The following is a 24,061-nucleotide window of genomic DNA, read 5'->3' as shown; positions in this document are numbered from 1 at the left end:
CAAAGAAATCCCCCGAGCGCAATTGCGCTCGGGGGATTTCTTGTGGTCCGGCGGGTTACAGCACGTCGGACAACTCCTCCAGCAGCCGTCGCTTGGGCCGGGCACCCACCATCGACTTCACGGGCTCGCCGTCACGGAACACCATCAACGTGGGCATCGACAGGACGCCGTACGCGATGGTCGTCTGCGGGTTCCTGTCCACGTCCAGCTGCACGATCTTGAGCCGGTCGCCCTCCTCGAAGGCGATGTCGCTGAGCACCGGTGCCAGCTGCCGGCACGGTCCGCACCAGTCGGCCGTGAACTCCACCAGCACGGGCAGATCCGCCCCGATCACCTCCGCCTCGAAGTCCGCGTCCGTCACCTCGGCCACGCCTGCCACGTTCAACACTCCGGTCACCCTTCTGTTTTTCCTGCCGGCGGTCCGGCCCGCCGCGCAGCGGCCATGGGATGCTGCGTCCCCCGGGAAAACACAGCGCATACGGGTTGCGGACCGCCCGGAACCTCCGCGTCGGCCGCCAGCTCGTCGCGCGCCCGCTCCGCCCGCGCCAGCTGCTCACCGACCTTCGCGCGCACCGACTGCAACTCGTCGATCAGCGCGTCGAGTTCGCCGAGCTTGCGGCGGTAGACCGCGAGCGAAGCGGGGCACGAGTCGCCCTCCGGGTGCCCCGCCCGCAGACACTCCACGAAGGGCCGCGTCTCCTCCAGGTCGAACCCGAAGTCCTGCAACGTCCTGATCTGCCGCAGCAGCCTCAGGTCGTGCTCGTCGTACGTCCGGTACCCGTTCTCGCCCCGCCGCGCGGGCAGCAGTCCCCGCGACTCGTAGTAACGCAGAGTCCGCGTGGTCGTCCCGGCCCGCGCCGCCAGCTCGCCGATTCGCATGCATTGACGGTAATCCTTGACGCCGACGTCAATGCAAACAGTGAGGACCCGATCCTGTGACTGGCCCGATGAGGCGTACGACCCCGCCGCGCCCCCTCGACGTGGAGGCACTCTTTCCCGGGCTGGACGCCCACCGGCGTACGACCACGCGTCTGCACCCGCGCCCCGGGAAGCCCTCTGCCGCGGACAGCTCGGTCGGCGGGCCGCTGCTGTGGCCCGCCGACGAACCCTGGCCGGCGTGCACGGAGCCGCATCGGCGCAGCAGCGGGGAGCGGCCCGCGGACATCAGGCGCCGGCGGCGCATTCTGGCCGAGGCGTGGGCGCGTACGGAACGGCCCGGGCCCACCGACGAGGAACGCGAGATCCTCGGCTCGCTGCGGCGCGGGCGCCACGCGCCGTGGCTGACGGACACCGACCCGATCCCGATGATCGGTCTGACGCAGCTCTACCGGCGTGACATACCCGACCTGACCGCCGGGCCGCCCGACCGCGACCTCCTCCAGGTGTTCTGGTGCCCGTTCGACCGGCACGGCCCGACCGGATACGGGATGTCGCTGCAGCTGCGCTGGCGCGACTCCAGTGCCGTCACACATGTGTTGGACCCACAGCCCGAGCCGGAAGTCGTCGGGTCGGACGTCTATGTACCCGAGCCATGCGTCCTGCATCCGGAACAGGTGGTGGAGCACCAGTACTCCGATCTGCTCCCGGAGCCGCTGCGGGACGTGATCGACGAGTGGGACACCGAGGACTTCACATACCAGACCGATCTGTCGATCGCGCCTGGCTGGAAGGTCGGCGGGTACGCCTCATGGCACGTGACGGACCCGGCCCGCACGGACTGCGCCGAGTGCCGGCAGCCCATGGAGATGCTGCTCGCCATCGCCAGTTACGAGTGGGACGGGCGTGAGTCCAGCTGGACACCGCTGGAGGATCTCCCCCTCGTCGGTGCGGATGGCATCAAGACGCCGACGGAGGTCGCCGTCGGCCGCTGGGGCACCGGGTACCTCTTCGTGTGCCCCGCCGACCCCGCCCACCCCCACCGCGTCAGCGTCCAATAGGCGGCAGCAGCGGCTTCCGGCGCACCGGTGAGGACAGCACGATCGAGGTCGTCGTACGCCCCAGGGCGGAGGTCTGTTCCAGGACGTCCTCCAGGTGGATCGTGTCCTCGACGGCGACCTTGAGGATCCAGCAGTCCTCGCCGACCACGTGGTGGACCTCGACGACCTCGGGGCGGGACAGGAGCTCCAGGGTCCTGGGGTGCTTCAGGGTGTAGCCGCCGTGCGGGTTGACGCGGATGAAGGCCTGGATGCCGTAGCCGAGGCGGGCCGGTGCGACGTGGGCGCCGTAGCCGGTGATGGCGCCCGTGGACTCCAGGCGCCGGACGCGTTCGGCGACGGCCGCCGGGCTCAGCCGGACGCGGCGGCCCAGCTCGCTGAGCTTGATCCGGCCATCGCTCTGCAACAGCTCCAGGATCTGCCGGTCGAGCGCGTCGAAGGCCACCGACGTTTCGTTGGCGGCGGCGCGCAGCTGCCGTGGTTCCTTCGGTGCCGCGGCCGGATCTCCCATGACTCCCCCTTCAGAGCTCACCCCTATGTCGGGAGAATTATGACCACAGCGCAGGAGCACAAGGAATGAGAAGCGGGGAGGGCACCGTGCGCGAGATATGCGTCATCGGCGGGAACCGGTATTTCGGAAAGCGTCTGACAGCGCGGCTGATGGCCGCCGGGGACCGGGTCACCGTCATCAATCGCGGTTCGTCGGCGCCGCCCGAGGGGGCAATTCACCTGGTCGCCGACCGCAATGACGAGAATTCCCTGGAGAAGGCGCTGGGTTCGCGGACTTTCGACGTCGTCATCGACCAGGTCTGTTATACGCCCCGGCAGGCGGAGATCGCCCGAAGGGTATTCGCGGGGCGCGCGCGGCGGTACGTCATGACGTCCACCGTCGAGGTGTACGAGTACGAGGACTCGGCGGCCCTCGTACGCGAGGACGCCGTGGACCCTCGTACCGTCGCCTTCGATCTCGAACTCCCCTGGGACGACCCGGAGTTCCTCGACTCGCACTACGGCGAGGGCAAGCGGCAGGCCGAGGCGGTCTTCGCCGGCACCCGAGGGGCCGAGCCCGCGTTCCCGTACGTGGCGGTCCGCGTCGCCCATGTCCTGGGCGGGAACGACGACTTCACCGGCCGCCTCGACCACTACACCGACCGTATCCGCACGGGCGAACCGATCGCCGTGCCCGCCGTGAACCACCCGGCGACGTACATCCATGTCGAGGAGGTCGCGGACTTCCTCGCCTGGGCGGCGGGCGAGGATTTCACCGGGCCGGTGAACGCCGCCTCCCACGGGGTGCTCAGCACCGAGGAGTTGTGCGAGGCGGTGGCCGTGCACATCCCGGAGGGCAGGACGGTCTTCCGGAGCGTCGAGGTCGGGGAGGTCTCGCCGTTCTCGTTCGCCCGCTCGTACGGGATGGACAACTCCCGGGCCACGCGGCTCGGTTTCACCTTCGGTGAGTCGAGGGACTGGCTGCCGCGCGCGGTCGCCGAGACGCTCGGAAAGGACGACTGACATGCGAACCAGACCTCTTGGAGATCTCCGCGTCGGCGCGATCGGCCTCGGCGCGATGCCCCTGTCCATCGAGGGCCGCCCGGACGAGGCGCGGGCCCTGGCCACGGTGCACGCCGCCCTCGACGCGGGCGTGACCCTCCTCGACACGGCGGACTCGTACCACCTGCCCGGCGCCGAGCCCGGCCACAACGAACGGCTCCTGGCCCGCGCCCTGGCGACGTACGGCAGCGACACCAGCGAGGTGCTGGTGACCACGAAGGGCGGCCGCGGCAGACCTGGCGACGGCAGCTGGACGGTGACGGGGTCCCCACGGCACCTGAAGTCGGCCGCGGAGGCGTCCCTGAAGCGGCTCGGCGTCGAGGCGATCGGCCTCTATCAACTCCACAAGCCCGACCCCACCGTCCCCTTCGAGGACTCGCTCGGCGCCCTGCGCGAACTCCTCGACGAGGGCAAGATCCGCCTGGCCGGCATCTCCAACACGACCACCGACCAGATCCGCCGGGCCCACGCGATCCTCGGCGACCGCCTCGTCTCGGTCCAGAACCAGTACTCCCCCGCGGGACGGCACAGCGAGCCGGAGCTACGCCTCTGCGCCGAACTCGGCCTCGCCTTCCTCCCATGGAGCCCCCTCGGCGGCATCTCGCGCAGCTCCCTGGACGGCCCCTCGACGGTGGCGTCCGACGACGCCTTCGGCGCCTTCCACGCGGTGGCCCGCGAGCGCGGCGTGAGCCCCCAGCAGATCTGTCTGGCCTGGCTGTTGGCTATCTCCCCCAACGTGATCCCGATCCCGGGCGCCAGCCGCCCGGAGACGATCCGGGACTCGGCGGGGGCGGCGGACCTGGTGCTGGACGCGGAGGAGCTGACGCGGCTGGACGCGGCGGCGGGCCGCTGAGCGGCAGGCTCAGTCGTCATCGCGCGTCAGCATGAACTCGTCGTCCTGGTCGGGATCGCGCACCCCCAGCAGCCGACGCGTCAAACGGTCCCGGTCGGACAGGAGTTCGTCCACCGCCGCCCGCAGGTCCTCCGGCTCCGTCCGCTCCGCCTCCCGCTCGGCCGCGATCAGTACGGCTCGTCGTACGAGCTCCTTGGTGAACGATGCCGTCGTGCCCTCTGTGCGGGTGACGATCTCGTCGGTGAGGTCCTTGCCGAGGTCGAGGGAGGAGCCGTACAGGGTCAGGAGGCGGGCACGGCCCTCGGCGTCGGGGACGGGGATCTCGACGGCGAGGTCGACGCGGCCGGGGCGCTGGACGAGGGCGGGTTCCAGCAGATCCGCGCGGTTGGTGGTGAGCAGGAAGGCGACGTCGGCGTCGTCGCCGAGGCCGTCCATCTCGTTCAGCACCTGGAAGAGCAGGGGCTGTTCGCCGCCGCCGTAGTCGCGGGCCTCGGCGATCAGGTCGCAGTCCTCCAGGACGACGAGCGCGGGCTGCAGCATGCGCGCCAGTGCGCAGGCGGGGCCGATGGCGTCGATGCTCGTGCCGGCCAGGACGACGACCGTGAACTCCGGGAGGTGGGAAAGGAGGTAGCGGATCGTATGGGTCTTGCCGGTGCCGGGCGGGCCGTAGAGGAGGAGGCCGCGGCGCAGGTGCTGACCGGCGGCGCGGAGGCGCTCGCGGCGGCGCGCCACCCCGACCACCTGCCGCTCCACCCGGTCCAAGAGTCCTTCCGGCAGCACGATCTCCTCGCGAGTGAGCCCCGGACGCCGGTGGAAGCGGAACGGGCCCAGGCCGTGGCCGAAGTCGGAGCCCTCGAAGGAGAGGACCTGTCCGCGGAAGATGTTGTGTTCGCGGACCAGCGCGTCGATCTCGGCGAGCAGCCGGTCCGCGAACTCCTTTCCCTGGGCGAGGACTTCGATCTCGACCTTGTTGCGTCCGTACTCGTCCGCCGGCCCGCGCAGCAGCACCGCGAACCGCTCGTCGCCCTCCCGGCCGAGGTAGAACCCGAAGGAGACACAGGCGAGTTCCTCGTCGGGCGAGATCGGCAGATGCGCGTAGTCGACCGCGCCGATCACGAACCGGTTGTAACGGTCGGCGGATTCGAGGATCTCGCCCAGTGTCAGATCCCCGTGGTGCGAGGACCCCCGCATGCCGATCAGCTCGTACGAACGCCCCTCGGCCGCGAACCAGCGCTCCACCGCCAGATGCACATTGGGCAGGTCGTAGGGGGCGTACGCGGCTTTGACCACCGGCTGGTCCCCGGGTGCCGTGCCCAGATGCGCGCGCATCCGCTCGGCGAGATTGCGGCCGTCCGCGACCTGGGGTTTTGGCCGCGCGACCGCGTCGAGGAACTGGTTGAACAGCTCGCCGACCTGTTCCAGCGACAGCGGCGAACTCTCCCCCTCCGCGGCGCGCCGGGCCTTGTGCTCCGAACTACTGATGATCTCGGTCTCGTCCATGCCCGCCTCCGCGCCGTCCGGCCCACTCTCAGAATCCGAGATCTCCCAGCGTGGGCCCGAACGCGATGGCTGGTCAAAGCATTTGGGGCGAGTGTCACCAAGTGTGCGTTTCCATGAGGCCGATGACCCGTCGACGCTCGCCGGTCTTTCCTCGCCGGTCTTTCCTCAACGGTCTTTCCTCAACGGTCACCGGTCACCGGTCACCCCGCTCGCACGACCTCGATCGTGCTCGACCAGCTGTCGGCCGCGTGACCCCGGGCGATGGCCCGGTCGGCGATCTCCTTCACCGAGCGCAGGGTGCTCACGTCGAGCCCGCGGTGCTCGGCGGCCTCCAGCACATGGCCCGCTCCCGCGGCCATCATGCCGAGGTTCGCGGCGGTGCCCGGATAGCTGCCCGCGTCGATGTCCTGGGCGGTACCGGCCGCGATGGCCGGAAGGATGGCGGCGATCGTGTCCAGGTAGGGGGCGAGCGAGGCCGCCTGAACCCCGTCCGCCTCGGCCAGCGCGAAGGCGTGCACGAGTCCGGCCATGCTGGAGTAGAAGAAGTCGAGCAGCGCCAAGTCGTGGACTGCGGCGAGTCCTTGGTCCTCACCGAGGTATGCGGGGCGGCCACCCAGCGACTTGAGCGTGCCCTCGTACTTCTCGTACGCCGCCCGCGGACCGCTGTAGAAGATCAGCGCCTCCGGCTGTCCGACGACCGGGATCGGCACCATGATCGAGCCGTCGAGGTAGTCGATGCCGCGCTCGTTGGCCCAGGCGGCGGTGGTGCGGGACCGCTCGGGGGTGTCGGAGGTGAGGTTCACCAGGACCCGGCCGGGCAGGTCGTCGGCGGTGGCATCGAGGACGGCCTGGGCCGCGCCGTAGTCGACCACGCAGACGACCACCAGATCGGCCGCGCGAACGGCCTCCGCGGCACTCGTGGCCCGGACGGCGCCCTGTGCGAGCAGGTTGCCGTCCTTGCCGGGCGAGCGGTTCCAGACGGTCGTGGGGTGGCCCGCGCGGAGGAAAGCGGCGGCTAGTGCCTGCCCCATCGCGCCGAGACCGAGGACGGCAACCGGATTGGTTTCAAGGTCATTTGTCATGTTGGTCATGGTTCCGAAGGGGACAACTTCCCACAAGTACCGACTATTTGGTCAGCTACTCACCGAAAGGTAAGTGGCCGCCCGCTTCGGCGTCATGAAGACCGTCGCCGCGCCCGTGGCGACCAGCAGCCCGGCCGCCACCCAGAACGCCTCCTCGGCCCCGCCCCGGAAGAACACGCTGCCGAGCAGCGCGACGCCCAGCGTGGAGCCGAGCTGTTGCACCGCGTTGAGCAGCCCGGCCGCCGAACCGGTCTCGTGCGGACGGACCCGGTGGAGAGCCGTCGTGAAGAACGGCACCGCGAACAGGCCCTGGCCGGCACCGCACACGGCGAGCGCGGCGAGCAGCGGCCACGCATAACCGGTGTCCGGCGCGGTGGTGTACGCCGCGACGGCACCGAGGACACCGGTGAGCAGCGCGGCGAGGCCCGCGTACATCACACGGGACCCGTGCCGCGGGACCAGGCGGCGGCCCGCCGTCCACGAGGAGATCCCCATCGCGCAGGACCAGGGCAGCAGAGTCAGGCCGGCGGCCAAGACCCCGATGTGCGGACCCAGCTGGAGCTGCACCACGACCACCAGCATCAGTCCACTGACCACGGCGAAGAAGAGCACCGAGCAGAGCAGGGCGGCGGAGAAGCCGCGGTTGCCGAAGAGGCTCGGTTCGACGAGGGGGCTGAGCTCGCGGCGGGTGCGGTGGCGCTGGTGCACGGCGAAGGTCGCGAAGAGTGCGAGGCCCAGTCCCCAAGCAGCGGCGTACGAGCGGAAGTCGGCACCCTGGATCAAGGGGTACGTGATCGATCCGACCGCCCCGCTCACCAGCACCGTGCCGACGAGGTCGAGGCGCGGGCGGCGCGCCGAACGGTCCTCCCTGAGCAGCGGTGCCGCGATGAGCACCCCGAGCCCCAGCGGCACGTTGACGAAGAACACCGCGCGCCACGAGGCGGCATGGGTCAGCACCCCGCCGGCCACCGGTCCGCAGACGGCCGCGAGGCCCATGACCGGGCCGATGCTGCCCATGGCCCGGGCCAGTTCGTCCCCGTCGAACATCACGCGGATCAGTCCGATCGTCTGCGGGATGACGAGCGCCGCGGCGGCCCCCTGCACGGCCCGCGCGCCGATCAACAGCCCGGCCGACAGTGCGAAGGCGCAGGCCAGCGAGGCGAGGACGAACCCCGCGACGCCGATCCCGAAGACCCGCCTGCGCCCGGCGATGTCACCGAGGCGTCCGCCCGCGATGAGCAGCACCGCGAACGGCAACGTGTACGCGGCGCCGTACCACTGAATGTCCGAGACCGGGCCGCCCAGGTCGGCGTGGATGGCCGGGGCGGCCACGGTCATGATCGTGGCATCGAGCAGATTCATCGCCTCGGCGACGAGGAGGACGGCCAGGGCCGGCCAGCGGTGGCGGTAGGTGTTCGACATGGGCATGGGTGGACTCCTTCGGTTCGGGGAGCGAGGTCAGTGGTGGGAGCGGGTTCGGTGGTGCGAGCGGGGTGGCGGGTCGGCGGCCGCCGTGCGGGGGCGGCCGACCGTCCTGGGCGGGCCGGCGGCCGACGTACGGCCGACTGCCATACACGGGCCGACGGCCGCTCATTGCCTGGCCGGCCGGTCCGCCGTACGCGGGTTGGGCCCCGTTAACGGGTTGGGCCGGCGCACACTGGCCGGTCCGCCATCACGTGCCGATCCGCCACATACGAACCGGTCCGCCATCACGGGTCGGCCCGCCACACACCGACCGGACCGGCCCAGTCGCGAATCGGCCCGCCACACACCGGACCGGCCGCACTCGCGGGTCGGTCTGCCGTCGCGAACCAGTCCGCCGGCGCCGGCCGGGCCGCCCCACACGGTCAGGTCGCTGCCGCGGCCGGCGCGCGCACGCTCGGCCCCAGGCCGACCCGTGCTGACACCTCACCGCCCACGGCTGCGGTGCGGCGTGCGCAGCCGGTGTCGCCACGCCCGCCGCGCCCCGTCCCACTCCGGCGCGTTCGCCAACGAGCCTGCTCGCCCGCACCCTCCGTGTTCCACTTTCAAAGGAACACTTGCTGATTTCTTCCACCCGTCACCACACAGTGAGGGATCCGCTCATGCTCGACGACATCGACCGCGGTTTGGTGCAGGCGCTGCACATCGACGGCCGGGCGCCCTTCAGCCGGATCGGTGCGGTGCTGGGCGTATCGACGCAGACCGCGGCGCGGCGCTACCGGCGACTGTGCGCGGAGGCGTCGTTGCGGGTGGTCGGGCTGGCCGATCCGCGGCATGCGGGGCGCACCCAGTGGCTGGTGCGGCTGACCGCGGGGCCGCACACCGCACAGGACCTGGCGCAGGCCCTGGCCCGCCGCTCGGACACGTCGTGGGTGCGGCTGGCGTCGGGTGGCACGGAGATCCTGGCCGTGGTCCAGACCCCGGCCGACGCTTCGGACGGCCACACGCTGCTGCTGCACGACATCCCGCGCACGGCGGGGATCACCGCGGTCTCGGCGCACTGTCTGCTGTACACCTACCTCGGCGGGCCGACGGCGTGGCGCGGCCGGGCGGGAGCCCTGAGCGAGGGCCAGCGGCGTCAACTGGAGCCTGCCGGCGGCGAGTCGGCCGGAACCCGGCCGCTCACCGACGCCGATCACGCCCTGCTGACCGCCCTCGCGCACGACGGTCGCGCGAGCCACGCCGACCTCGCCTCGGCCACCGGCTGGTCCCCCGCGACGGTCGCCCGCCGCCTGGCCGACCTGCAGTCCTCAGGAGCCCTCTTCTTCGACGTCGATATGAACGACACACTGCTGGGGGCGACCGCACAGGCCCTCCTGTGGATGTCGGTCGCCCCGGCCCATCTCGACGCGGTGGCCCACACCCTGGCAGGGCACGACGAGTTGGCCTTCGTCGCAGCGACCACCGGCCCGACCAACCTGGTCGCCCAGGCTCTCTGCCCGGACCCGGCCGCCCTGCACGACTACCTGACCCGCCGCCTGGGCGCGCTCGACGCGATCCGCACGCTGGAGACGGCGCCGGTCCTCCGTACGGTCAAAGCGGCGGGCCCACTGGCCGGGCCCGCCGCTTCGCTCCCCCGTGGCGCCTCCCCCGGGCGCCGGCCGGCCCGCTGAAAACGGGCACCGTTCGCCCGCCCGTGGGCTCAATCACCCACCGGTTCGGCCTTGTCGGCCGTGGGCGGCTCGCCCCCCAGCCGGCACTGGCCGGTCGACCACGACCTTCGTGGTCCCCCTGCCCGGCCCTCGAGTCGCACCTCGGCCGCCGCCGGGCGCCCGGTCAGCAGCAGGAGCAGGGCCGCGATCGGACCCCTGATCTCCGCCCCCTCGCCGCGCGTCCACTCCACGTCGGTGGCGACGAGCCGGCCCCGCGGAAGGGGCCAGGGCCGGGGCGGGAAGCGCATGGTCCACACCCGGTCCGCGGCGTCGCGGGCGGCCTCGACGGGCATCTCGCGCTCCCGCCCGAGGGCCAGCGCGATGTCCTGGCCGTGCACGAGGATGTCGAGCAGCGGTTCGCGACGGGTGGTGCCGGGCGCGAGGCGTCGGGAGCCGATGATCGAACGGAGGTTCGCGACGATCTCGGTCACGGGCCGCTGCCCCTCGTGAATCCCGGTGTCGTGGATCATGCGGTCGAAGTTGCCGCGGGCGCGCACGAGTTCACGTACGACCGTCCCGTACGAGACGCGCGCGGCGATCGTCAGGTGGGCGGCGACGTCCCGCACCCGCCAATCGCCGCACTGTGTGGGCATCTCCCACTCCTCGGGGCTCAGGCCCTCCAGCAGATCCACCAGGCTCGCCCGCTCGCCGTCGATGACCCGCCAGCACTCGTCCACGACCAGTACGACACCTGTCACGCGCCCCACAGGGATCACCACCTACTCAAAGTGGTAAGCTTCTCTGACCAAATTAGTCAGAGACTCTGACCACTGTCAAGCCGCGGAGGGAGCACCGACCATGGTGACGGAGAGCGAGCTCAACACGGGGCTGCTCCTGTTCATCCCGTACCGGGCCCTGGAGAACCGCATCTTCGCCGCGCTCGCCGAGGCGGGCTTCGACGACTTCACGCCCGCCCAGGCCCGGGTCATGCAGCGCATCGGCCCGAACGGCACGCGGCTGACCGACCTCGCCGAACAGGCCCAGGTCACCAAGCAGACCGCGGGCTTCCTGGTCGACCAGCTGGAGAAGGCGGGCTATGTGCGGCGCATGCCGGACCCGACGGACAAGCGGGCCCGGCTGGTGTGCCTCGCCGAGCGTGCACTGGCGGCGCAGCCCGTCGCCGCCGGCGTCGTCGCCGAGGTCGAGAGGGAGTGGGAGACGTACCTCGGCAAGCGCCGGATGACGCAGCTGAGGCAGGCACTGACGATGCTGCGGGAGATCACCGACCCGTACGCGTAAGCCGGCTCGAGGCTGCCGAACCCCTACGCGTGAGAAGCCTCCAGACCCGCCGACCTCTACGCGTGAGAAGGCTCCAGACCCGCCGACTCCTCCACCTCCAGCAGCGAGGCGCTCTGCCGCTCCTCCTCGAAGGCCTTCCGACCCCCGCGCAGTCCGAACAGGCGCTTGGCGAGGGCGATATAGAGCACGGCGAGGATGTTGAGGACCAGCGTCGCGATCTTCAAGTAGCTGACGTGCTCGGTGAGTTCGTAGATCTCCAGCGGGAGGAAGGCGGCCGTGGCGACGACCGTGAGGTATTCCGCCCAGCGCTTGGCGTACCAGAGCCCGCCCGCCTCGACGAGCTCGATCAGGGCGTACACGAGGAGCAGGACGGCCACCAGTACCAGGGTGGAGTGCTTGTAACCGAAGGTCTTCTGGATGGTGCCGACCACGGGTGAGTGGTCGAGGTCGTAGTGGAAGTGCCTGAAGACCGGGCGGAAGACGTCGAGGTACTCGTCGAAGAGCCGGCGCACCGAGTCCTGGCTGTTGCTGAACTTCCACACGGCGGCCGCGACCAGCACGATGAACACGCCGCGCACGGCACGTTCGACGGCCAGGAAGCGCAGGATGAACAGATCGCGCAGCACCTTGCCGCGCGGCACGAGCGGGGCTTCCTCCGCGGGCCCCGAGCCGTGCGGGTCGCCGAGCGCGAAGTCACCGCAGCGCAGACAGCGCCAGGCCTCGCCGAGGCTCGTCTCGGCACGCAGCCGCGCCCGCAGCGCCGACTCGTCGGGCGCGTACGTCACGTGGCCGCGCCGCGCGCACGTACGCCGGTCCCAGTCGATCTTCATGCTCGGTGTCCTCCGCAGAACGTGCCGTGCCGTGCCGGTCTGTCCGGCACGGCACGGTAGTGCATGTTCTACGAGACGGTGGCCCGAGGGTCGCGGTTCCGGGGACGAGCAGCGCGTCGCCCATACGCACCACCGCTTGCCGGGGCTCCGGACGCGGTCAGCGCGTCGCGCTGCTCGCGGGCTCGGGCTCGGAATCGGAATCGACCGACGCCGCCTCGGCCGCGGCATCGGCCTCCGCCTCGGTCTTAGCCTCCGCCGCACGCCCGTTCCGCGGCAGCAGCACCGCCACCAGCACGGTCCCCAGCCCAAGAATCACCGCGCCGACGAGGCTGGTGTGTGCGACCGCGTCCGCGAAGGACGAACCGACCGCGTCCGCCATCTGCCGTGCGCCGTGGGCGAGTTGGTCGGCCTGGGCCTTCAGCTGGGCGGCCTGCTGGGTGCTGCTCGCGTGCGCGGCCTGTTCGCCGGCCTGGCGGGCCTTGTCGCCGATGCCCTGGGCGACGGCGTACCCGGCGCCCACCGAGTCCTGGGCCGTGGAGAGGGCACCGGCGGGAAGCTTGCTGCCCGCCGTCGCGTCCGAGAGGTGCGAGGAGTACGAACTCGCCAGCACCGAGCCGAGGATGGCGATGCCGAGTGAGCCGCCGAGCTCCAGCGAGGTGTCGTTCACCGCGCCGCCGACGCCCAGCTCGGACTCGGGGAAGGCGCCCATGATGGCGTCCGTGCAGGGCGAGAGCGCGAGCCCGATCGCGAGGCCCAGGATGACGAGGGGCAGGACGAAATCGCCGTACGACGATGACGCGTCCACCCGGGTGAGCAGCGCGAGCGCCGCCGTGCCGCCGACCATGCCCGCGGTGACCGTGATCTTCATACCGATGCGCGGGGTGAGGTAGCCGGTGAGCGCCGAGCCGACGAAGACGGCCCCGGCGAGCGGCAGCATGCGCACTCCGGTGTCCAACGCGTCGTATCCGAGGACGAATTGGAGGTGCTGGGTGAGGTAGTAGAAGGCACCGAAGACGGCCAGGAAGAACAGCGCGACGGCGAGGTTCGAGCCGGCGAAGCGGCGGTTCGCGAAGCGTCGTACGTCGACGACCGGGCGGGGGTGGCGCAGTTCCCACACCACGAAGAGCACGAGGCCCACGCCCGCGACGACCGCGGCGGTCACGGCCTTCACGCCCCAGCCGAAGTGCGGACCCTCGATGATCATGTAGACCAGCGAGCCGATCCAGACCACGGACAGCAGGCCACCGACGTAGTCGATGCGGTTGTGGTGCGCGGCCTTGGACGGCGGCACGAGGACGAGGGCGCCGATGATCGCGAGCGCGGCGACGGGCACGTTGATCAGGAACGTGGACGACCAGGCGTGGTGCTGCAGCAGCGCACCCGCGACCAGCGGACCGGCGGCGATCGCGAGTCCGGCGGTGGCGGTCCAGAGGGTGATCGCCTTCGCCCGCTCCGCGCGCGGGAAGGTCGCGGCGAGCAGGGAGAGCGTGGCGGGCATGATCATCGCCGCGCCGACGCCCATGACCGCGCGCGCCGCGATGACCCCCGTGGAACTGTCGACGAGGGAACCCGCGACGGCGCCCGCCCCGAACACGACGAGGCCGAGCACGAGCGCGCCGCGGCGGCTGTACTTGTCGCCGATCGCGCCGAGCAGCAGCATCAGCGCGGCGTACGGGACGGTGTAGCCGTCGATGACCCACTGCAGGTCGGCGCTGGACAGGCCCAGGTCCTGGGTCATGTCGGGGGCCGCGACCGTGAGGGCGGTGTTCGCCATCACGATGATCAGCAGACTCAGGCAGAGCACCAGCAGTGCCCACCAGCGCCGGGCGTAGGGCCGGTCCATCCTCTCGACCGGTTCGTTCATGACGAGACGCATGGGTACGGTCGCCCTTTCCTCGCTCGATTTGCACAGTGGCGTGCAACTGCACGACCATGTGCAATGTACGACGTTGCACAGTGCTGTGCAAATTGATGAGGTGGAGGGCCTGTGGACGCAGGGCGGGATCTCGGCGAAGGGCATGCACAATGGCAGCCATGACCACGGGTAACGTCAGCCGCGCCGATGCGAACCGCCGCCGCATCCTCGACGTGGCGCTCGCCGAGCTGCTCCGCGACCCCGACGCGTCCATGGACCAGATCGCGCGGGCCGCGGGCGTCGTACGGCGCACGGTGTACGGGCACTTCCCGAGCCGGGAGGCGTTGATCGGGACGCTCTTCGAAGGGGCCGCGGAGGCGGTGGAGACGGCGCATGCCGAGGGCCGGGAGGGCATCGAGGACCCTGCGGAGTCGCTGGTCCGCTCGACCCTCGCGGTGTGGGAGGTCGCCGACCGCTACCGGCTGCTGGTCGCGCTCGCCCAGCGCAGCGTCACGGTCCAGGGCATCCGCGAGCGGCTCACGCCCGTGCGCGAAGCCTGCGCGAAGGTGCTCCAACGCGGCCTGGACCAGGGCGTGTTCGAGTCGCCGCTGCCGGCACCGGCACTGGCGTACGTGCACGAACAGATGCTCTTCGCCCTCATGGAGGCCGTGAACGACGGCCTCCTGGCAGCCGAAGAGGCGGGCCGCTCCGCCGCGGTCACCATGCTGACCACGGCGGGCGTACCCGCCTCCCGCGCCACCGAACTGGTGACGAAGCTGACCGACTGAGCCCACGGCGCCAAAAGGGCCGAGCGGCCAGGTCCACGGGGGGAGGACCCAGCCGCTCGGCGTAGGGGGCGCGCCCTGTTCAGGAGGGCACGCCCCGGCCAGGGAGCGCCCCGTAAGGGGCGCGGGGAACTGCGCGACCAGCCACGACGGACATGCAGCTGCCGAACGGCGCCCCTACAAGACCTACGCCTTGGCGAGCTCCTTCTCGCCACCCTGCTCGGGCACGTCCACGTGCGCGTCGGCCTCGTCGTCGTCCAGGAGGGTCTTCTCGTCGAACGGCAGCTCACCGGCGAGAACCCGGTTCACGCGCTCCTTGTCGACCTCACCCGTCCACGTACCGATCAGCAGCGTCGCGACCGCGTTCCCCGCGAAGTTGGTCACGGCGCGAGCCTCGCTCATGAACCGGTCGATACCGATGATCAGGCCGACCCCGTCGACCAGGGCGGGCTTGTGCGACTGCAGCCCGCTGGCCAGCACCGCGATACCCGAACCGGAGACACCGGCGGCCCCCTTCGACGCGACCATCATGAAGAGCAGCAGCCCGATCTGCTGGCCGATGCTCATCGGCTGGTCCATCGCGTCGGCGATGAACAGCGACGCCATCGTCAGGTAGATCATCGTGCCGTCGAGGTTGAAGGAGTAGCCGGTCGGCACGGTGATGCCGACGACCGGGCGGCTGACACCCAGGTGCTCCATCTTCGCGATGAGCCGCGGCAGCGCGGACTCGGACGACGAGGTGGAGACGATCAGCAGGAACTCCCGGGCGAGGTACTTCAGCAGCTGGAAGAGGCTCACCTTGGCCACCAGCTTCGTCAGCGTGCCGAGCACGATCACGATGAAGAGGAAGCAGGTGATGTAGAAGCCGAACATGATCGTGGCCAGCGCCTTGAGCGCGTCCATGCCGGTCTCGCCGATGACGGCGGCCATCGCGCCGAACGCACCCACGGGCGCGGCCCACATGATCATGCCCAGGACGCGGAAGACCAGTCGCTGGATGTGCTCGACGCCGCGCAGCACCGGCTCGCCGGTGCGGCCCATGGCCTGCAGCGCGAAGCCCACGAGCAACGCGATCAGCAGCGTCTGCAGCACCTGGCCCTCGGTGAAGGCCGAGACGAACGTGGTCGGGATGATCCCGAGCAGGAAGTCGACGGGACCCTCGGCGGCGGCCTCGGCCTGCGTGTGTCCGACGCCCTTCACGGCCTCGGTCAGGTGCATCCCGCTGCCCGGGTGGATGATGTTGCCCACGACCAGGCCGATGGCCAGGGCCACGAAGGACATGGCGATGAAGTAGCCGAGCGCGAGCCCGCCGACCTTGCCGACCTTGGCGGCCTTTCGTACGGAGCCGACGCCGAGCACGATCGTGCAGAAGATGATCGGCGAGATCATCATCTTGATCAGGCTCACGAAGCCCGTGCCGATCGGCTTGAGCTCCTTGGCGAAGTCCGGCGCGGCGAACCCGACGGCGATACCGAGGGCGACCGCGATGATCACCGCGATGTACAGATAGTGGGTGCGGTCCCGCTTTGCGGCGGGTGCGGCAGGTGCGGTGTGCGGTGTGCTGGCCACGGCTGCCCTCCTTGACGACGTCGTCGGCATCATCCGGCGTGCGGCTCACGACCGGGGGAACCCGGCGTGCGGCTCACGACCGGGGGATCCGGGAGGCGTGGACTCCCGGGGGGATGCGGTGACTATCTCCCGGCCTGTGAGGGCGGTCACCCTTCCGTTCATTTAGTTCACACTTATAAGCACACTGATCAAAGGAGCCTGATCAGGAGAGGCAGACTGACGACATGCGTTTCCCCCGCGTCCCGAGACCCCGCAGCCTGGCCGGCCAGCTCTTCGCCATGCAGGCCGTGCTGATCGCGGTCCTCGTCGCCGGGTACGCGCTGTTCACCTACGTCAGCGACCGCAGCCAGGCCGAGGAGGCGGCGGGCCGGCAGGCCATGGCCGTCGCCCGCTCGGTCGCCGACGCCCCGTCCGTCCGCGAGGCCATCCACACCAGCGACCCCACGAAGGACCTTCAGCCGTACGCCCTCCAGGTGCAGCGGGACACCGGCGTGGACTTCGTGACGATCATGGACCCGCGGGGCATCCGCTGGACCCACCCCGACAAGACGCTGATCGGCAAGCACTTCCTCGGCCACATCGGCCCCGCCCTGAACGGCAAATCCTTCACGGAGACGTACACCGGGAGCCTCGGCCCGTCCGTACGCGCCGTCACCCCGATCTCGGACAACGGCCACATCGTCGGCCTGGTCAGCGCGGGCATCAAGGTGGAGGCGATCACCAAGCGCGTGCAGGACCAGGTCACGGCCCTCATCGGGGTCGCCGGGGGCGCCCTGATACTGGGCGGCATCGGCACCTACGTCATCAACGCCCGGCTGCGCCGCTCCACCCACGGCCTGAACGCGGCCGAGCTCAGCCGTATGCACGACTACCACCAGGCCGCGCTGCACGCCGTACGCGAGGGGCTGCTGATGCTGGACGGGCAGTTCCGGGTGGCGCTGATGAACGACGGCGGGCGGGAGTTGCTCGGCGTGACGGACGAGGTGGTCGGCCGCTCGGTGGCCGAACTCGGCCTGCCCGCACCGCTGACGGGCGCGCTGCTGTCCGCCGAGCCGAGGGTGGACGAGGTGCATCTCACCGCCTCGCGCGTCCTGGTCGTGAACACCTCCCCGGTCTCGGGAGGCGAACGCCGGGGCACGGTGGTGACCTTGCGCGATGTGACCGAACTCCAGGCGTTGATGGGCGAGTTGGACTCGGAGCGCGGCTTCACCCAGGCGCTGCGCTCACAGGCCCACGAGGCCGCGAACCGCCTGCACACGGTGGTGTCCCTCATCGAGCTGGGCCGCGCCGACGAGGCCGTCGACTTCGCCACGGCCGAGCTGGAGCTGGCGCAGGCGCTCACCGACCAGGTGGTCGCGGCGGTCAGCGAACCGGTCCTCGCCGCGCTGCTGCTGGGCAAGGCGGCGCAGGCGAACGAGCGGGGCGTGGAGCTGGTGGTGTCCGACGACAGCGCCATCGACGACGGGCTGCTCCCGGCCTCCCTGTCCGCCCGCGACCTGGTCACCGTCCTCGGCAACCTGATCGACAACGCGGTGGACGCGGCGCAGGGGACGGTGGGCGCGCGGGTCACGGTGACGGCGTTCACGGACGAGTCCGTCCTGGTGCTGCGGGTCGCCGACACCGGCGCCGGGGTGGACCCGGCCCACGCCGAGCAGGTCTTCGAGCGCGGCTGGTCCACGAAACCGGCGGGGCCCGGCGGCCGTGGCCTCGGCCTGGCACTCGTACGACAGGCCGTGAGCCGTCACGACGGCACGCTGACGGTGCGGGAGGCGGCCGGGGGCGGGGCGGAGTTCGAGGTACGGCTGCCGTTGCCTACGGTGTCGCCGTCCCAGACGTCGGACCCCGCGTCGGCCCAGACATCGGACCCGGCTCCGGCGTCGAACTCGGCATCGGCCACGGCGTCGGCTCCGGAGCCGGCTCCGGCTCCGGCGTCGAACTCGGCATCGGCTCCGGACCCGGCTCCGGCATCGGCCACGGCGTCGGACCCGGCTCCGGCTCCGGCGTCGGACGTGGGGGAGGCTGCTGCCGAGCCCCGGTCCGGGCGCGAGCCGGGGGACAGCCCCGGGCGCGAGGGCGCACCCGAGCACGACCCTGGACGCGAACCGGAGCACGACCCCCGGCGCGGGCCTGAACCTGGACGCGATCCCGAGCACGACCCTGGACGCGAACCCGAGCACGACCCCCGGCGCGGGCCTGAACCTGGACGCGATCCCGAGCACGACCCTGGACGCGAACCCGACCACGACCCTCGACGCCGGCCCGAACCTGGACGCGATCCCGAGCACGGTCCTGGACGCGAACCCGAGCACGACCCCCGGCGCGGGCTTGGACGCGATCCCGAGCGTCGGCGCCGGCCCGAGTCGGAGTCCGAGTCCGAGTCCGAGTCCGGGCGCGAGCCCACTCCGTCCGAGCCCGCCCAGCCTGCCCAACCCGCCTTGCCTGGAGGCGACGTATGACCGACCCCGAGCCGATCCGCGTACTCGTCGTCGAGGACGACCCGGTCGCCGCCGACGCGCACGTCATGTACGTCGGCCGGGTGCCCGGGTTCACGGCGGTCGGCAAGGCGCACACCGGCGCGGAGGCACGCCGCGCCCTGGACCGTACGCCCGTGGACCTGCTCCTGCTGGACCTGCACCTGCCGGACGTGCACGGACTGCAGCTCGCCCGCTCCCTGCGGGCCGCCGGCTACCACGCGGACGTGATCGCGGTGACGTCCGCGCGGGACCTCGCGGTCGTACGGGAAGGGGTCTCGCTCGGCGTCGTCCAGTACGTCCTGAAGCCCTTCACCTTCGCGACACTGCGGGACCGGCTGATCCGGTACGCCGAGTTCCACGCGGCGGTGGGCGAGGCGAGCGGCCAGGACGAGGTGGACCGCGCCCTGGCCACCCTGCGCGCCCCGGGCCCGGCCGCCCTGCCGAAGGGCCTGAGCGCACCGACCCTCGAACGCGTCACCGTCGCCCTCCGGGACTGCGCCGACGGCCTGACGGCAGCGGGGGTCGCCGAGGCGGTCGGCATCTCCCGGATCACGGCCCGGCGGTACCTGGAGCACCTGGTGGACGCGGGACGGGCGGCGCGCGCTCCGCAGTACGGGCAGGTGGGGCGGCCGGAGTTGCAGTACCGGTGGGTGAAGGGGTAGCCGCGCGGTTCAGCCCGCGGTGTTGGCGCCGTCGACCAGGTGGTAGCTGCCGTGGACGAACGAGGCGCGCTCGGAGAGCAGGAACGCGATCAGCTCGGCGACCTCCTCGGCGCGGCCGAGGCGGCCGACCGGGCCCAGTCCGACCAGACCGTCGCACTGGGCCCGGTCCGATGCCCCACTGAGACATGAGTCCCCATGAGACACAAGTCCCACCGGGACACGCTCAGCGAAGTGCGGCCCCCTGCCGGCCGGGCAGGCGGGTGATCGCCGCGAAGGCGACGAGAGCGGCCAGGCTCCCGGTGGCGAGGGCGGGATAGTCGGCCCAGTCGGGATCGGCGGGGACGGAGGTCGCGGCCCGCACGAGCTTGTCGGCGCCCCACGCGGCCGCCAGGCCGACGACGAATCCCGGCCACCGATGGCGCACGCCCCTGATCACGTCGTCGACCATCGCGAACACCGAGCCCATCACGATCAGCACCAGCAGGTCACCCCACCCGAGGGCGGCGATACCCGCCCCCGCGGCGACGTTGAAGATCCCCACACGCGCCAGCGGCAAGGCCGGCGCGGGATCTCGCGGGACCTCCCGCGGCAACCAGAAGAACCGGCGCACACTCTCGACGAAGCCGCGATCCGTGTCGTCCGACATGACGTCTCCCCCAGACATACGAAGCGGACAATGGCCGTCAACTCACACCAGATGGACCCGCAGCCGCGGCGAAAGGTTGCGCATACAGCACCACCTGGACTCCCAGCCCCACCAGCGCCGGCGCCTCGATCACCGACAACGCCGGCAGCCCCGCGCCCACTTGACCACTCCCCCAATACACGACGAGCCCCGCGAACGGCACGACACAGAAAGGGAGCAGATCGACCCCGCACTGAATGACTTTGCGCGAGCCCCTGCGCGCGTCACCGCGATGAGCTGTCTCCCACCTGAAGACGGCTTCGGCCCACGGGAGTTCGTCGGGCCGCGGACCCAACTCGCCGCGCGCATAGGCCCCGATGGCGGAGATCTTCTCGTCGTTGACCAGGTAGGTCCGCCCGAGAACGACGCACACGGGCGGCAGCGCCGGCAACATGGACGCGTGCTTGGCCGTCGTGGCCAGGGCGACGACAGCGGCCACGACGGCGAGCGTCACATACAACAGGTTGTCCCGGAAGCCGATCCGCGCCTTCGCTCATCCTTGACACTCTGATACGCGGCGAGCAGCAACTGCCCGACGGTGACGCCTTGTTGCATCTCGTTCCCCCTTCACTCCGGCCTCTGCAAGGTCATTGACCTGACATACTCCACGCTCTTACGTTCACCAGGCAGACAACTCGGCTCGGCCGACAACGATGTCGGCAAGTAGGAGGTCGTGCCCGTGCGCCCCACCGCCGCCCCACTTCTCCTCGCAACGCTTCTCGCCGCCACCGCGCTGACCGCCTGTGGATCAGGATCCGGGAGCGATCCGGACACCGTGAAGATCTCCTTCAAACAGTCCACGGACAACTCGATCCGCGTCATGGACACCTACTTGGGCCAGATGAAGAAGGAGTTCGAGAAGGCGAACCCGGGAAAGAAGGTCGAACTCGTCCCGATCAAGGCCCCGGACTCCGAGTACTACACGAAGCTCCAGCAGATGCTGAGGTCGCCCAAGACGGCGCCCGACCTGGTCTACGAGGACACGTTCCTCATCAACTCGGACATCACGAGCGGGTACTTGAAGCCTCTCGACCCGTACCTCGACAAGTGGCGGGACTGGGGCCAGTTCATCGACACGGCCAAGGCGGCGGCCAAGGCCCAGGACGGGAAGACGTACGGCGTCCCGGACGGGACGGACACCCGGGGGCTCTGGTTCGACAAGGACATCTTCAAGAAGGCCGGCCTGCCCGGTGATTGGCAGCCGAAGACATGGGACGACGTGCTGAGTGCCGCGCGCGCCATCAAGGCGAAAGTCCCCGGCGTCACCCCGCTGAACATCTACACGGGCAAACCCGCCGGCGAGGCCGCCACCATGCAGGGCTTCGAGATGCTGCTGTACGGGACGGGCGACGGGAAGACGGACCCCCTGTACGACACCGCCACGAAGAAGTGGATCGCCGGAAGCCAGGGTTTCAAGGACGCCCTCACTTTCGTGGAGAGGGTCTACAAGGAGAAGCTCGGCCTCGATGTCGCCGACGCCCTCGACCCCAACATCCAGACGAGGATCCGCGGTGAGCTGCTCCCCAAGGGCAAGCTCGGCATCAACCTCGACGGCAGCTGGCTCCCGCAGGACTGGCTGAAGGGTTCGGGTCACGAGTGGCCGAAGTGGTCGCAGAAACTCGGCCTCGCCTATATGCCGACCCAGCACGGCCAGGCCCCCGGCAAGGTGAGCATGTCCGGCGGCTGGACCTGGTCGATCCCCTCCAAGGCGGGCAACCCCGATCTGGCGTTCAAGTTCATCGAGACGATGCAGACCAAGGCGAACGCCCAGAAGTGGTACATCGCCAACTCCGGCATCGCGGTGCGCAAGGACGTCGCCGCCGACCCCGCGTACGTGAAGGCACAGCCCGGCATCAAGTTCTTCACGGACCTGGTCGCCAGCACACACTACCGGCCCGCGTATCCGGCGTATCCGAAGGTCTCGACCGCCATCCAGGAAGCCATGGAGGGCGTGACGACGGGTGACAGCTCGGTCGACAAGGCGGCGAGCGGCTATGACGAGGAGCTGAAGACGGCGACCGACAACCAAGTGATCAAGAAGTGAGTGTGGGTACGGGGACGGCGGCGCCGCCCGTCCGCTCCGCGGTGCCGAAGGGCGCCGCCCGGCGCCGGGGAGGGGCGCGCCGCTCCCTGGCCCGCGCGCTGCCGGTCACCCCGGCCGTGGTCCTGCTGCTCCTCTTCCTCGCGGGCCCGATCGCCTACTGTGCGTACATCGCCTTCACGGACCTGCAGTTGACTGGCCAGGCCCACTCGTCCTTCGTCGGCTTCGACAATTTCCGGGCGGCATTCAAGGACGACGCGTTCCTCAACGCCGTATGGCTGACGCTGGTGTTCACGGTGCTGTCGTCACTGGTCGGCCAGAACACCTTGGGCCTGGCGCTGGCTTCGCTGATGCAGCGCGCGTCGAAGCCGGTCCGCACGCTGGTCGGCGGCATCGTCATCACGGCGTGGGTACTGCCGGAGGTGGTGGCAGGCTTCCTGCTGTACGCCTTCTTCCGCCGCGAGGGAACGTTGAACGCCATCCTCGACTGGCTCCATCTCCCCTCCCAGAACTGGATGTTCACGCTACCGATCCTGGCGGTGTCGTTCGCGAACGTCTGGCGGGGCACGGCCTTCTCGATGCTGGTCTATTCGGCGGCGCTGAACGAAATCCCGAAGGAGATCACGGAGGCGGCGGAGGTGGACGGGGCGGGCGGTTGGCGCCGCATGTGGCACATCACGTTGCCGATGATCCGCCGGTCGATCGGCACCAACCTGATGCTCAACACGCTGCAGACGCTGTCGGTGTTCGGGCTGATCTGGGTGATGACGCGTGGCGGGCCGGGGAATCGCAGCCAGACCCTCCCCCTCTTCATGTACGAGCAGGCTTTCCAGAAAAGCATGATCGGGTACGGGACCGCGGTGGCACTTCTGCTTCTGGTGGTCGGCTCGCTGTTCTCGGTGGTCTATATGCGGCTGCTCCGGACGGAGGTGTGAGATGGCCGTGTCGACTCGGGGTGCGACTCTCAAGTCCCGCCGCACGGGGCGGCGCCTGGCGGCGGACGCCGGGCTCCTCGTCGTGGCCGCCGCGTTCGCGCTGCCGCTCGCCTGGGTGGTCCTGTCGTCGCTCGACGCGCACGCCGACCTGACGGTGAAGGTGCCGGACGGGGTCACGCTGTCGAACTTCGATGCCGTGCTCAAACCGGACATCACCTTCACCCCGCTGCTCAACAGCCTCATTCTGTGCGGGGGCGGGACGCTGCTGACGGTGGTGTGCGCGGCGCTGGCGGCTTATCCGCTGTCCCGGTTCCGGTCGCGACTCAATCGACCGTTTCTGCTGACGATTCTGTTCGCCACGAGTCTGCCGATCACTGCGATCATGGTTCCGGTTTACGCGTTGTTCGTGCAGGTGAATCTGATCGACACCATGCAGGGCACCATCTTCTTCTTCGCGGCGTCTCAACTTCCCTTTGCCATTTGGCTGATGAAGAACTTCATGGATGGAGTGCCGAAGGAGCTGGAGGAGGCGGCCTGGACGGACGGGGCTTCGCCGTTTCAGTCCCTGGTGCGGATCGTGCTGCCCCTGATGGGACCGGGCGTGGCCGTGGTGACGGTTTTCTCGTTCGTGATGATGTGGGGGAACTTCTTCGTACCGTTCATGCTGCTGCTTACGCCGGATCAGATGCCGGCGTCGGTGAGCATCAATGAGTTCTTCGGGAATCGGGGGATGGTGGTGTATGGGCAGCTGGCGGCGTTTTCGGTGATCTATTCGACACCGGTGTTGGTTTTGTATGTGTTGGTTGCCCGGCGGTTGGGTGGGGGGTTTGCGTTGGGTGGGGCGGTCAAGGGCTGAGGGAGGGTTGCTTCACTGACGGTCGGCCCCCTTCCCCATGCCCTCATCCACCTGAGAGGGAACTCATGATCCACAC

The 24,061-nt window shown here is 70.2% G+C and carries 21 protein-coding genes and 3 pseudogenes; 11 read left to right on the top strand and 13 right to left on the bottom strand.

Annotated elements, in window-relative coordinates:
- Window positions 1-55: 55 nt before the first annotated feature.
- A complete protein-coding gene (gene trxA, locus AB5J53_RS33165) occupies window positions 56-388 on the bottom strand; it encodes a thioredoxin (protein ID WP_369252619.1) in 333 nt (110 codons plus the stop codon).
- A 5-nt stretch (window positions 389-393) separates the two neighbouring features.
- Complete coding sequence (locus tag AB5J53_RS33160; protein WP_369249286.1) at window positions 394-879, bottom strand: MerR family transcriptional regulator; 486 nt, start codon at window positions 877-879, stop codon at window positions 394-396.
- Between the two features lie 68 nt (window positions 880-947).
- On the opposite strand from AB5J53_RS33160, the gene AB5J53_RS33155 reads away from it, so the two are divergent.
- Window positions 948-1,937, top strand: a complete 990-nt coding sequence (locus tag AB5J53_RS33155) for a hypothetical protein (RefSeq protein WP_369249285.1) — start codon at window positions 948-950, stop codon at window positions 1,935-1,937.
- Here AB5J53_RS33155 and AB5J53_RS33150 read toward each other — a convergent pair.
- Window positions 1,924-2,445, bottom strand: coding sequence for an Lrp/AsnC family transcriptional regulator (locus AB5J53_RS33150; RefSeq protein WP_369249284.1), 522 nt, complete (start codon window positions 2,443-2,445; stop codon window positions 1,924-1,926). The two genes, AB5J53_RS33155 and AB5J53_RS33150, sit on opposite strands and share 14 nt — an antisense overlap.
- 65 nt (window positions 2,446-2,510) lie before the next feature.
- On the opposite strand from AB5J53_RS33150, the gene AB5J53_RS33145 reads away from it, so the two are divergent.
- Both AB5J53_RS33145 and AB5J53_RS33140 read left to right on the top strand, forming a co-directional pair.
- Window positions 2,511-3,446 carry an NAD-dependent epimerase/dehydratase family protein gene (locus tag AB5J53_RS33145; RefSeq protein WP_369249283.1) on the top strand — a complete coding sequence of 312 codons (936 nt, stop codon included), beginning with the start codon at window positions 2,511-2,513 and terminating at the stop codon, window positions 3,444-3,446.
- Window position 3,447: 1 nt separating this feature from the next.
- On the top strand, window positions 3,448-4,338 hold the full coding sequence (locus AB5J53_RS33140) for an aldo/keto reductase (RefSeq protein ID WP_369249282.1): 891 nt from the start codon (window positions 3,448-3,450) through the stop codon (window positions 4,336-4,338).
- Between the two features lie 9 nt (window positions 4,339-4,347).
- Here the strand turns inward: AB5J53_RS33140 and AB5J53_RS33135 are convergent, their stop codons facing one another.
- The 3 genes from AB5J53_RS33135 to AB5J53_RS33125 form a co-directional block, all read right to left on the bottom strand.
- Window positions 4,348-5,838, bottom strand: a complete 1,491-nt coding sequence (locus tag AB5J53_RS33135; RefSeq protein WP_369249281.1) for an AAA family ATPase — start codon at window positions 5,836-5,838, stop codon at window positions 4,348-4,350.
- Between the two features lie 200 nt (window positions 5,839-6,038).
- Entirely contained in the window at window positions 6,039-6,920 is an 882-nt protein-coding gene (locus tag AB5J53_RS33130; protein WP_369249280.1) for an NAD(P)-dependent oxidoreductase, read from the bottom strand.
- 51 nt (window positions 6,921-6,971) lie between these two features.
- Window positions 6,972-8,348 (bottom strand): MFS transporter, encoded by a 1,377-nt coding sequence (locus AB5J53_RS33125; protein WP_369249279.1) that lies wholly within the window; start codon window positions 8,346-8,348, stop codon window positions 6,972-6,974.
- Between the two features lie 656 nt (window positions 8,349-9,004).
- On the opposite strand from AB5J53_RS33125, the gene AB5J53_RS33120 reads away from it, so the two are divergent.
- The gene (locus AB5J53_RS33120) at window positions 9,005-10,015 is read left to right on the top strand and encodes an Lrp/AsnC family transcriptional regulator (RefSeq protein ID WP_369249278.1); all 1,011 of its coding nucleotides are present in this window, start codon (window positions 9,005-9,007) and stop codon (window positions 10,013-10,015) included.
- Between the two features lie 29 nt (window positions 10,016-10,044).
- Here AB5J53_RS33120 and AB5J53_RS33115 read toward each other — a convergent pair whose 3' ends face one another.
- Window positions 10,045-10,761, bottom strand: coding sequence for a maleylpyruvate isomerase family mycothiol-dependent enzyme (locus AB5J53_RS33115; RefSeq protein WP_369249277.1), 717 nt, complete (start codon window positions 10,759-10,761; stop codon window positions 10,045-10,047).
- A gap of 91 nt (window positions 10,762-10,852) precedes the next feature.
- Here AB5J53_RS33115 and AB5J53_RS33110 point away from each other — a divergent pair, with 91 nt between their 5' ends.
- Window positions 10,853-11,293 carry a MarR family winged helix-turn-helix transcriptional regulator gene (locus tag AB5J53_RS33110; protein ID WP_369249276.1) on the top strand — a complete coding sequence of 147 codons (441 nt, stop codon included), beginning with the start codon at window positions 10,853-10,855 and terminating at the stop codon, window positions 11,291-11,293.
- Between the two features lie 56 nt (window positions 11,294-11,349).
- Here AB5J53_RS33110 and AB5J53_RS33105 read toward each other — a convergent pair whose 3' ends face one another.
- Both AB5J53_RS33105 and AB5J53_RS33100 read right to left on the bottom strand, forming a co-directional pair.
- On the bottom strand, window positions 11,350-12,123 hold the full coding sequence (locus tag AB5J53_RS33105) for a DUF2127 domain-containing protein (RefSeq protein WP_369249275.1): 774 nt from the start codon (window positions 12,121-12,123) through the stop codon (window positions 11,350-11,352).
- Window positions 12,124-12,280: 157 nt separating this feature from the next.
- On the bottom strand, window positions 12,281-13,999 hold the full coding sequence (locus tag AB5J53_RS33100; protein ID WP_369249274.1) for an MFS transporter: 1,719 nt from the start codon (window positions 13,997-13,999) through the stop codon (window positions 12,281-12,283).
- A 149-nt stretch (window positions 14,000-14,148) separates the two neighbouring features.
- Between AB5J53_RS33100 and AB5J53_RS33095 the strand changes: the two genes are divergently transcribed.
- On the top strand, window positions 14,149-14,766 hold the full coding sequence (locus AB5J53_RS33095; RefSeq protein ID WP_369249273.1) for a TetR/AcrR family transcriptional regulator: 618 nt from the start codon (window positions 14,149-14,151) through the stop codon (window positions 14,764-14,766).
- Window positions 14,767-14,949: 183 nt separating this feature from the next.
- On the opposite strand, the gene AB5J53_RS33090 is transcribed toward AB5J53_RS33095, so the two are convergent.
- Window positions 14,950-16,365 carry a cation:dicarboxylase symporter family transporter gene (locus AB5J53_RS33090; protein ID WP_369249272.1) on the bottom strand — a complete coding sequence of 472 codons (1,416 nt, stop codon included), beginning with the start codon at window positions 16,363-16,365 and terminating at the stop codon, window positions 14,950-14,952.
- Window positions 16,366-16,556: 191 nt separating this feature from the next.
- Between AB5J53_RS33090 and AB5J53_RS33085 the strand changes: the two are divergent.
- Together AB5J53_RS33085 and AB5J53_RS33080 are read left to right on the top strand one after the other, a co-directional pair.
- A pseudogene (locus tag AB5J53_RS33085) lies at window positions 16,557-18,143 on the top strand (ATP-binding protein); the annotation flags it as partial.
- A 641-nt stretch (window positions 18,144-18,784) separates the two neighbouring features.
- Window positions 18,785-19,468 (top strand): response regulator, encoded by a 684-nt coding sequence (locus AB5J53_RS33080; protein ID WP_369249271.1) that lies wholly within the window; start codon window positions 18,785-18,787, stop codon window positions 19,466-19,468.
- Between the two features lie 9 nt (window positions 19,469-19,477).
- Here AB5J53_RS33080 and AB5J53_RS33075 read toward each other — a convergent pair.
- The 3 genes and pseudogenes from AB5J53_RS33075 to AB5J53_RS33065 form a co-directional block, all read right to left on the bottom strand.
- A pseudogene (locus AB5J53_RS33075) lies at window positions 19,478-19,621 on the bottom strand (SDR family oxidoreductase); the annotation flags it as partial.
- 70 nt (window positions 19,622-19,691) lie between these two features.
- Window positions 19,692-20,114 (bottom strand): hypothetical protein, encoded by a 423-nt coding sequence (locus AB5J53_RS33070; protein ID WP_369249270.1) that lies wholly within the window; start codon window positions 20,112-20,114, stop codon window positions 19,692-19,694.
- Window positions 20,115-20,151: 37 nt separating this feature from the next.
- Window positions 20,152-20,708: pseudogene (locus tag AB5J53_RS33065) on the bottom strand (hypothetical protein).
- A 118-nt stretch (window positions 20,709-20,826) separates the two neighbouring features.
- Here AB5J53_RS33065 and AB5J53_RS33060 point away from each other — a divergent pair.
- Genes AB5J53_RS33060 through AB5J53_RS33050 form a run of 3 tightly spaced genes read left to right on the top strand, consistent with a single transcriptional unit; the run spans window position 20,827 to window position 23,985 of the window.
- Window positions 20,827-22,197 carry an extracellular solute-binding protein gene (locus AB5J53_RS33060; protein WP_369249269.1) on the top strand — a complete coding sequence of 457 codons (1,371 nt, stop codon included), beginning with the start codon at window positions 20,827-20,829 and terminating at the stop codon, window positions 22,195-22,197.
- A 41-nt stretch (window positions 22,198-22,238) separates the two neighbouring features.
- On the top strand, window positions 22,239-23,129 hold the full coding sequence (locus AB5J53_RS33055) for a carbohydrate ABC transporter permease (protein ID WP_369252617.1): 891 nt from the start codon (window positions 22,239-22,241) through the stop codon (window positions 23,127-23,129).
- A 1-nt stretch (window position 23,130) separates the two neighbouring features.
- Window positions 23,131-23,985, top strand: a complete 855-nt coding sequence (locus AB5J53_RS33050) for a carbohydrate ABC transporter permease (RefSeq protein ID WP_369249268.1) — start codon at window positions 23,131-23,133, stop codon at window positions 23,983-23,985.
- Window positions 23,986-24,061 lie beyond the last annotated feature (76 nt).

The sequence above is a fragment of the Streptomyces sp. R41 genome, from assembly GCF_041053055.1.
Classification (GTDB): domain Bacteria; phylum Actinomycetota; class Actinomycetes; order Streptomycetales; family Streptomycetaceae; genus Streptomyces.
Note: the sequence above shows the minus strand (reverse complement) of the source record. Positions and strands in the feature narration are given on the sequence as shown.

What these genes read in the sequence shown, in the direction of transcription:
- AB5J53_RS33095 (WP_369249273.1), top strand. Translation starts at nt 14,149, where the DNA reads ATGGCAGCCATGACCACGGGTAACGTCAGCCGCGCCGATGCGAACCGC.
- AB5J53_RS33140 (WP_369249282.1), top strand. Translation starts at nt 3,448, where the DNA reads ATGCGAACCAGACCTCTTGGAGATCTCCGCGTCGGCGCGATCGGCCTC.
- AB5J53_RS33080 (WP_369249271.1), top strand. Translation starts at nt 18,785, where the DNA reads ATGACCGACCCCGAGCCGATCCGCGTACTCGTCGTCGAGGACGACCCG.
- AB5J53_RS33100 (WP_369249274.1), bottom strand. Translation starts at nt 13,999, where the DNA reads ATGCGTCTCGTCATGAACGAACCGGTCGAGAGGATGGACCGGCCCTAC.
- AB5J53_RS33125 (WP_369249279.1), bottom strand. Translation starts at nt 8,348, where the DNA reads ATGCCCATGTCGAACACCTACCGCCACCGCTGGCCGGCCCTGGCCGTC.
- AB5J53_RS33135 (WP_369249281.1), bottom strand. Translation starts at nt 5,838, where the DNA reads ATGGACGAGACCGAGATCATCAGTAGTTCGGAGCACAAGGCCCGGCGC.
- AB5J53_RS33050 (WP_369249268.1), top strand. Translation starts at nt 23,131, where the DNA reads ATGGCCGTGTCGACTCGGGGTGCGACTCTCAAGTCCCGCCGCACGGGG.
- AB5J53_RS33120 (WP_369249278.1), top strand. Translation starts at nt 9,005, where the DNA reads ATGCTCGACGACATCGACCGCGGTTTGGTGCAGGCGCTGCACATCGAC.
- AB5J53_RS33105 (WP_369249275.1), bottom strand. Translation starts at nt 12,123, where the DNA reads ATGAAGATCGACTGGGACCGGCGTACGTGCGCGCGGCGCGGCCACGTG.
- AB5J53_RS33160 (WP_369249286.1), bottom strand. Translation starts at nt 879, where the DNA reads ATGCGAATCGGCGAGCTGGCGGCGCGGGCCGGGACGACCACGCGGACT.
- AB5J53_RS33145 (WP_369249283.1), top strand. Translation starts at nt 2,511, where the DNA reads ATGAGAAGCGGGGAGGGCACCGTGCGCGAGATATGCGTCATCGGCGGG.
- AB5J53_RS33130 (WP_369249280.1), bottom strand. Translation starts at nt 6,920, where the DNA reads ATGACAAATGACCTTGAAACCAATCCGGTTGCCGTCCTCGGTCTCGGC.
- AB5J53_RS33155 (WP_369249285.1), top strand. Translation starts at nt 948, where the DNA reads ATGAGGCGTACGACCCCGCCGCGCCCCCTCGACGTGGAGGCACTCTTT.
- AB5J53_RS33070 (WP_369249270.1), bottom strand. Translation starts at nt 20,114, where the DNA reads ATGTCGGACGACACGGATCGCGGCTTCGTCGAGAGTGTGCGCCGGTTC.
- AB5J53_RS33110 (WP_369249276.1), top strand. Translation starts at nt 10,853, where the DNA reads ATGGTGACGGAGAGCGAGCTCAACACGGGGCTGCTCCTGTTCATCCCG.
- AB5J53_RS33090 (WP_369249272.1), bottom strand. Translation starts at nt 16,365, where the DNA reads ATGATGCCGACGACGTCGTCAAGGAGGGCAGCCGTGGCCAGCACACCG.
- AB5J53_RS33150 (WP_369249284.1), bottom strand. Translation starts at nt 2,445, where the DNA reads ATGGGAGATCCGGCCGCGGCACCGAAGGAACCACGGCAGCTGCGCGCC.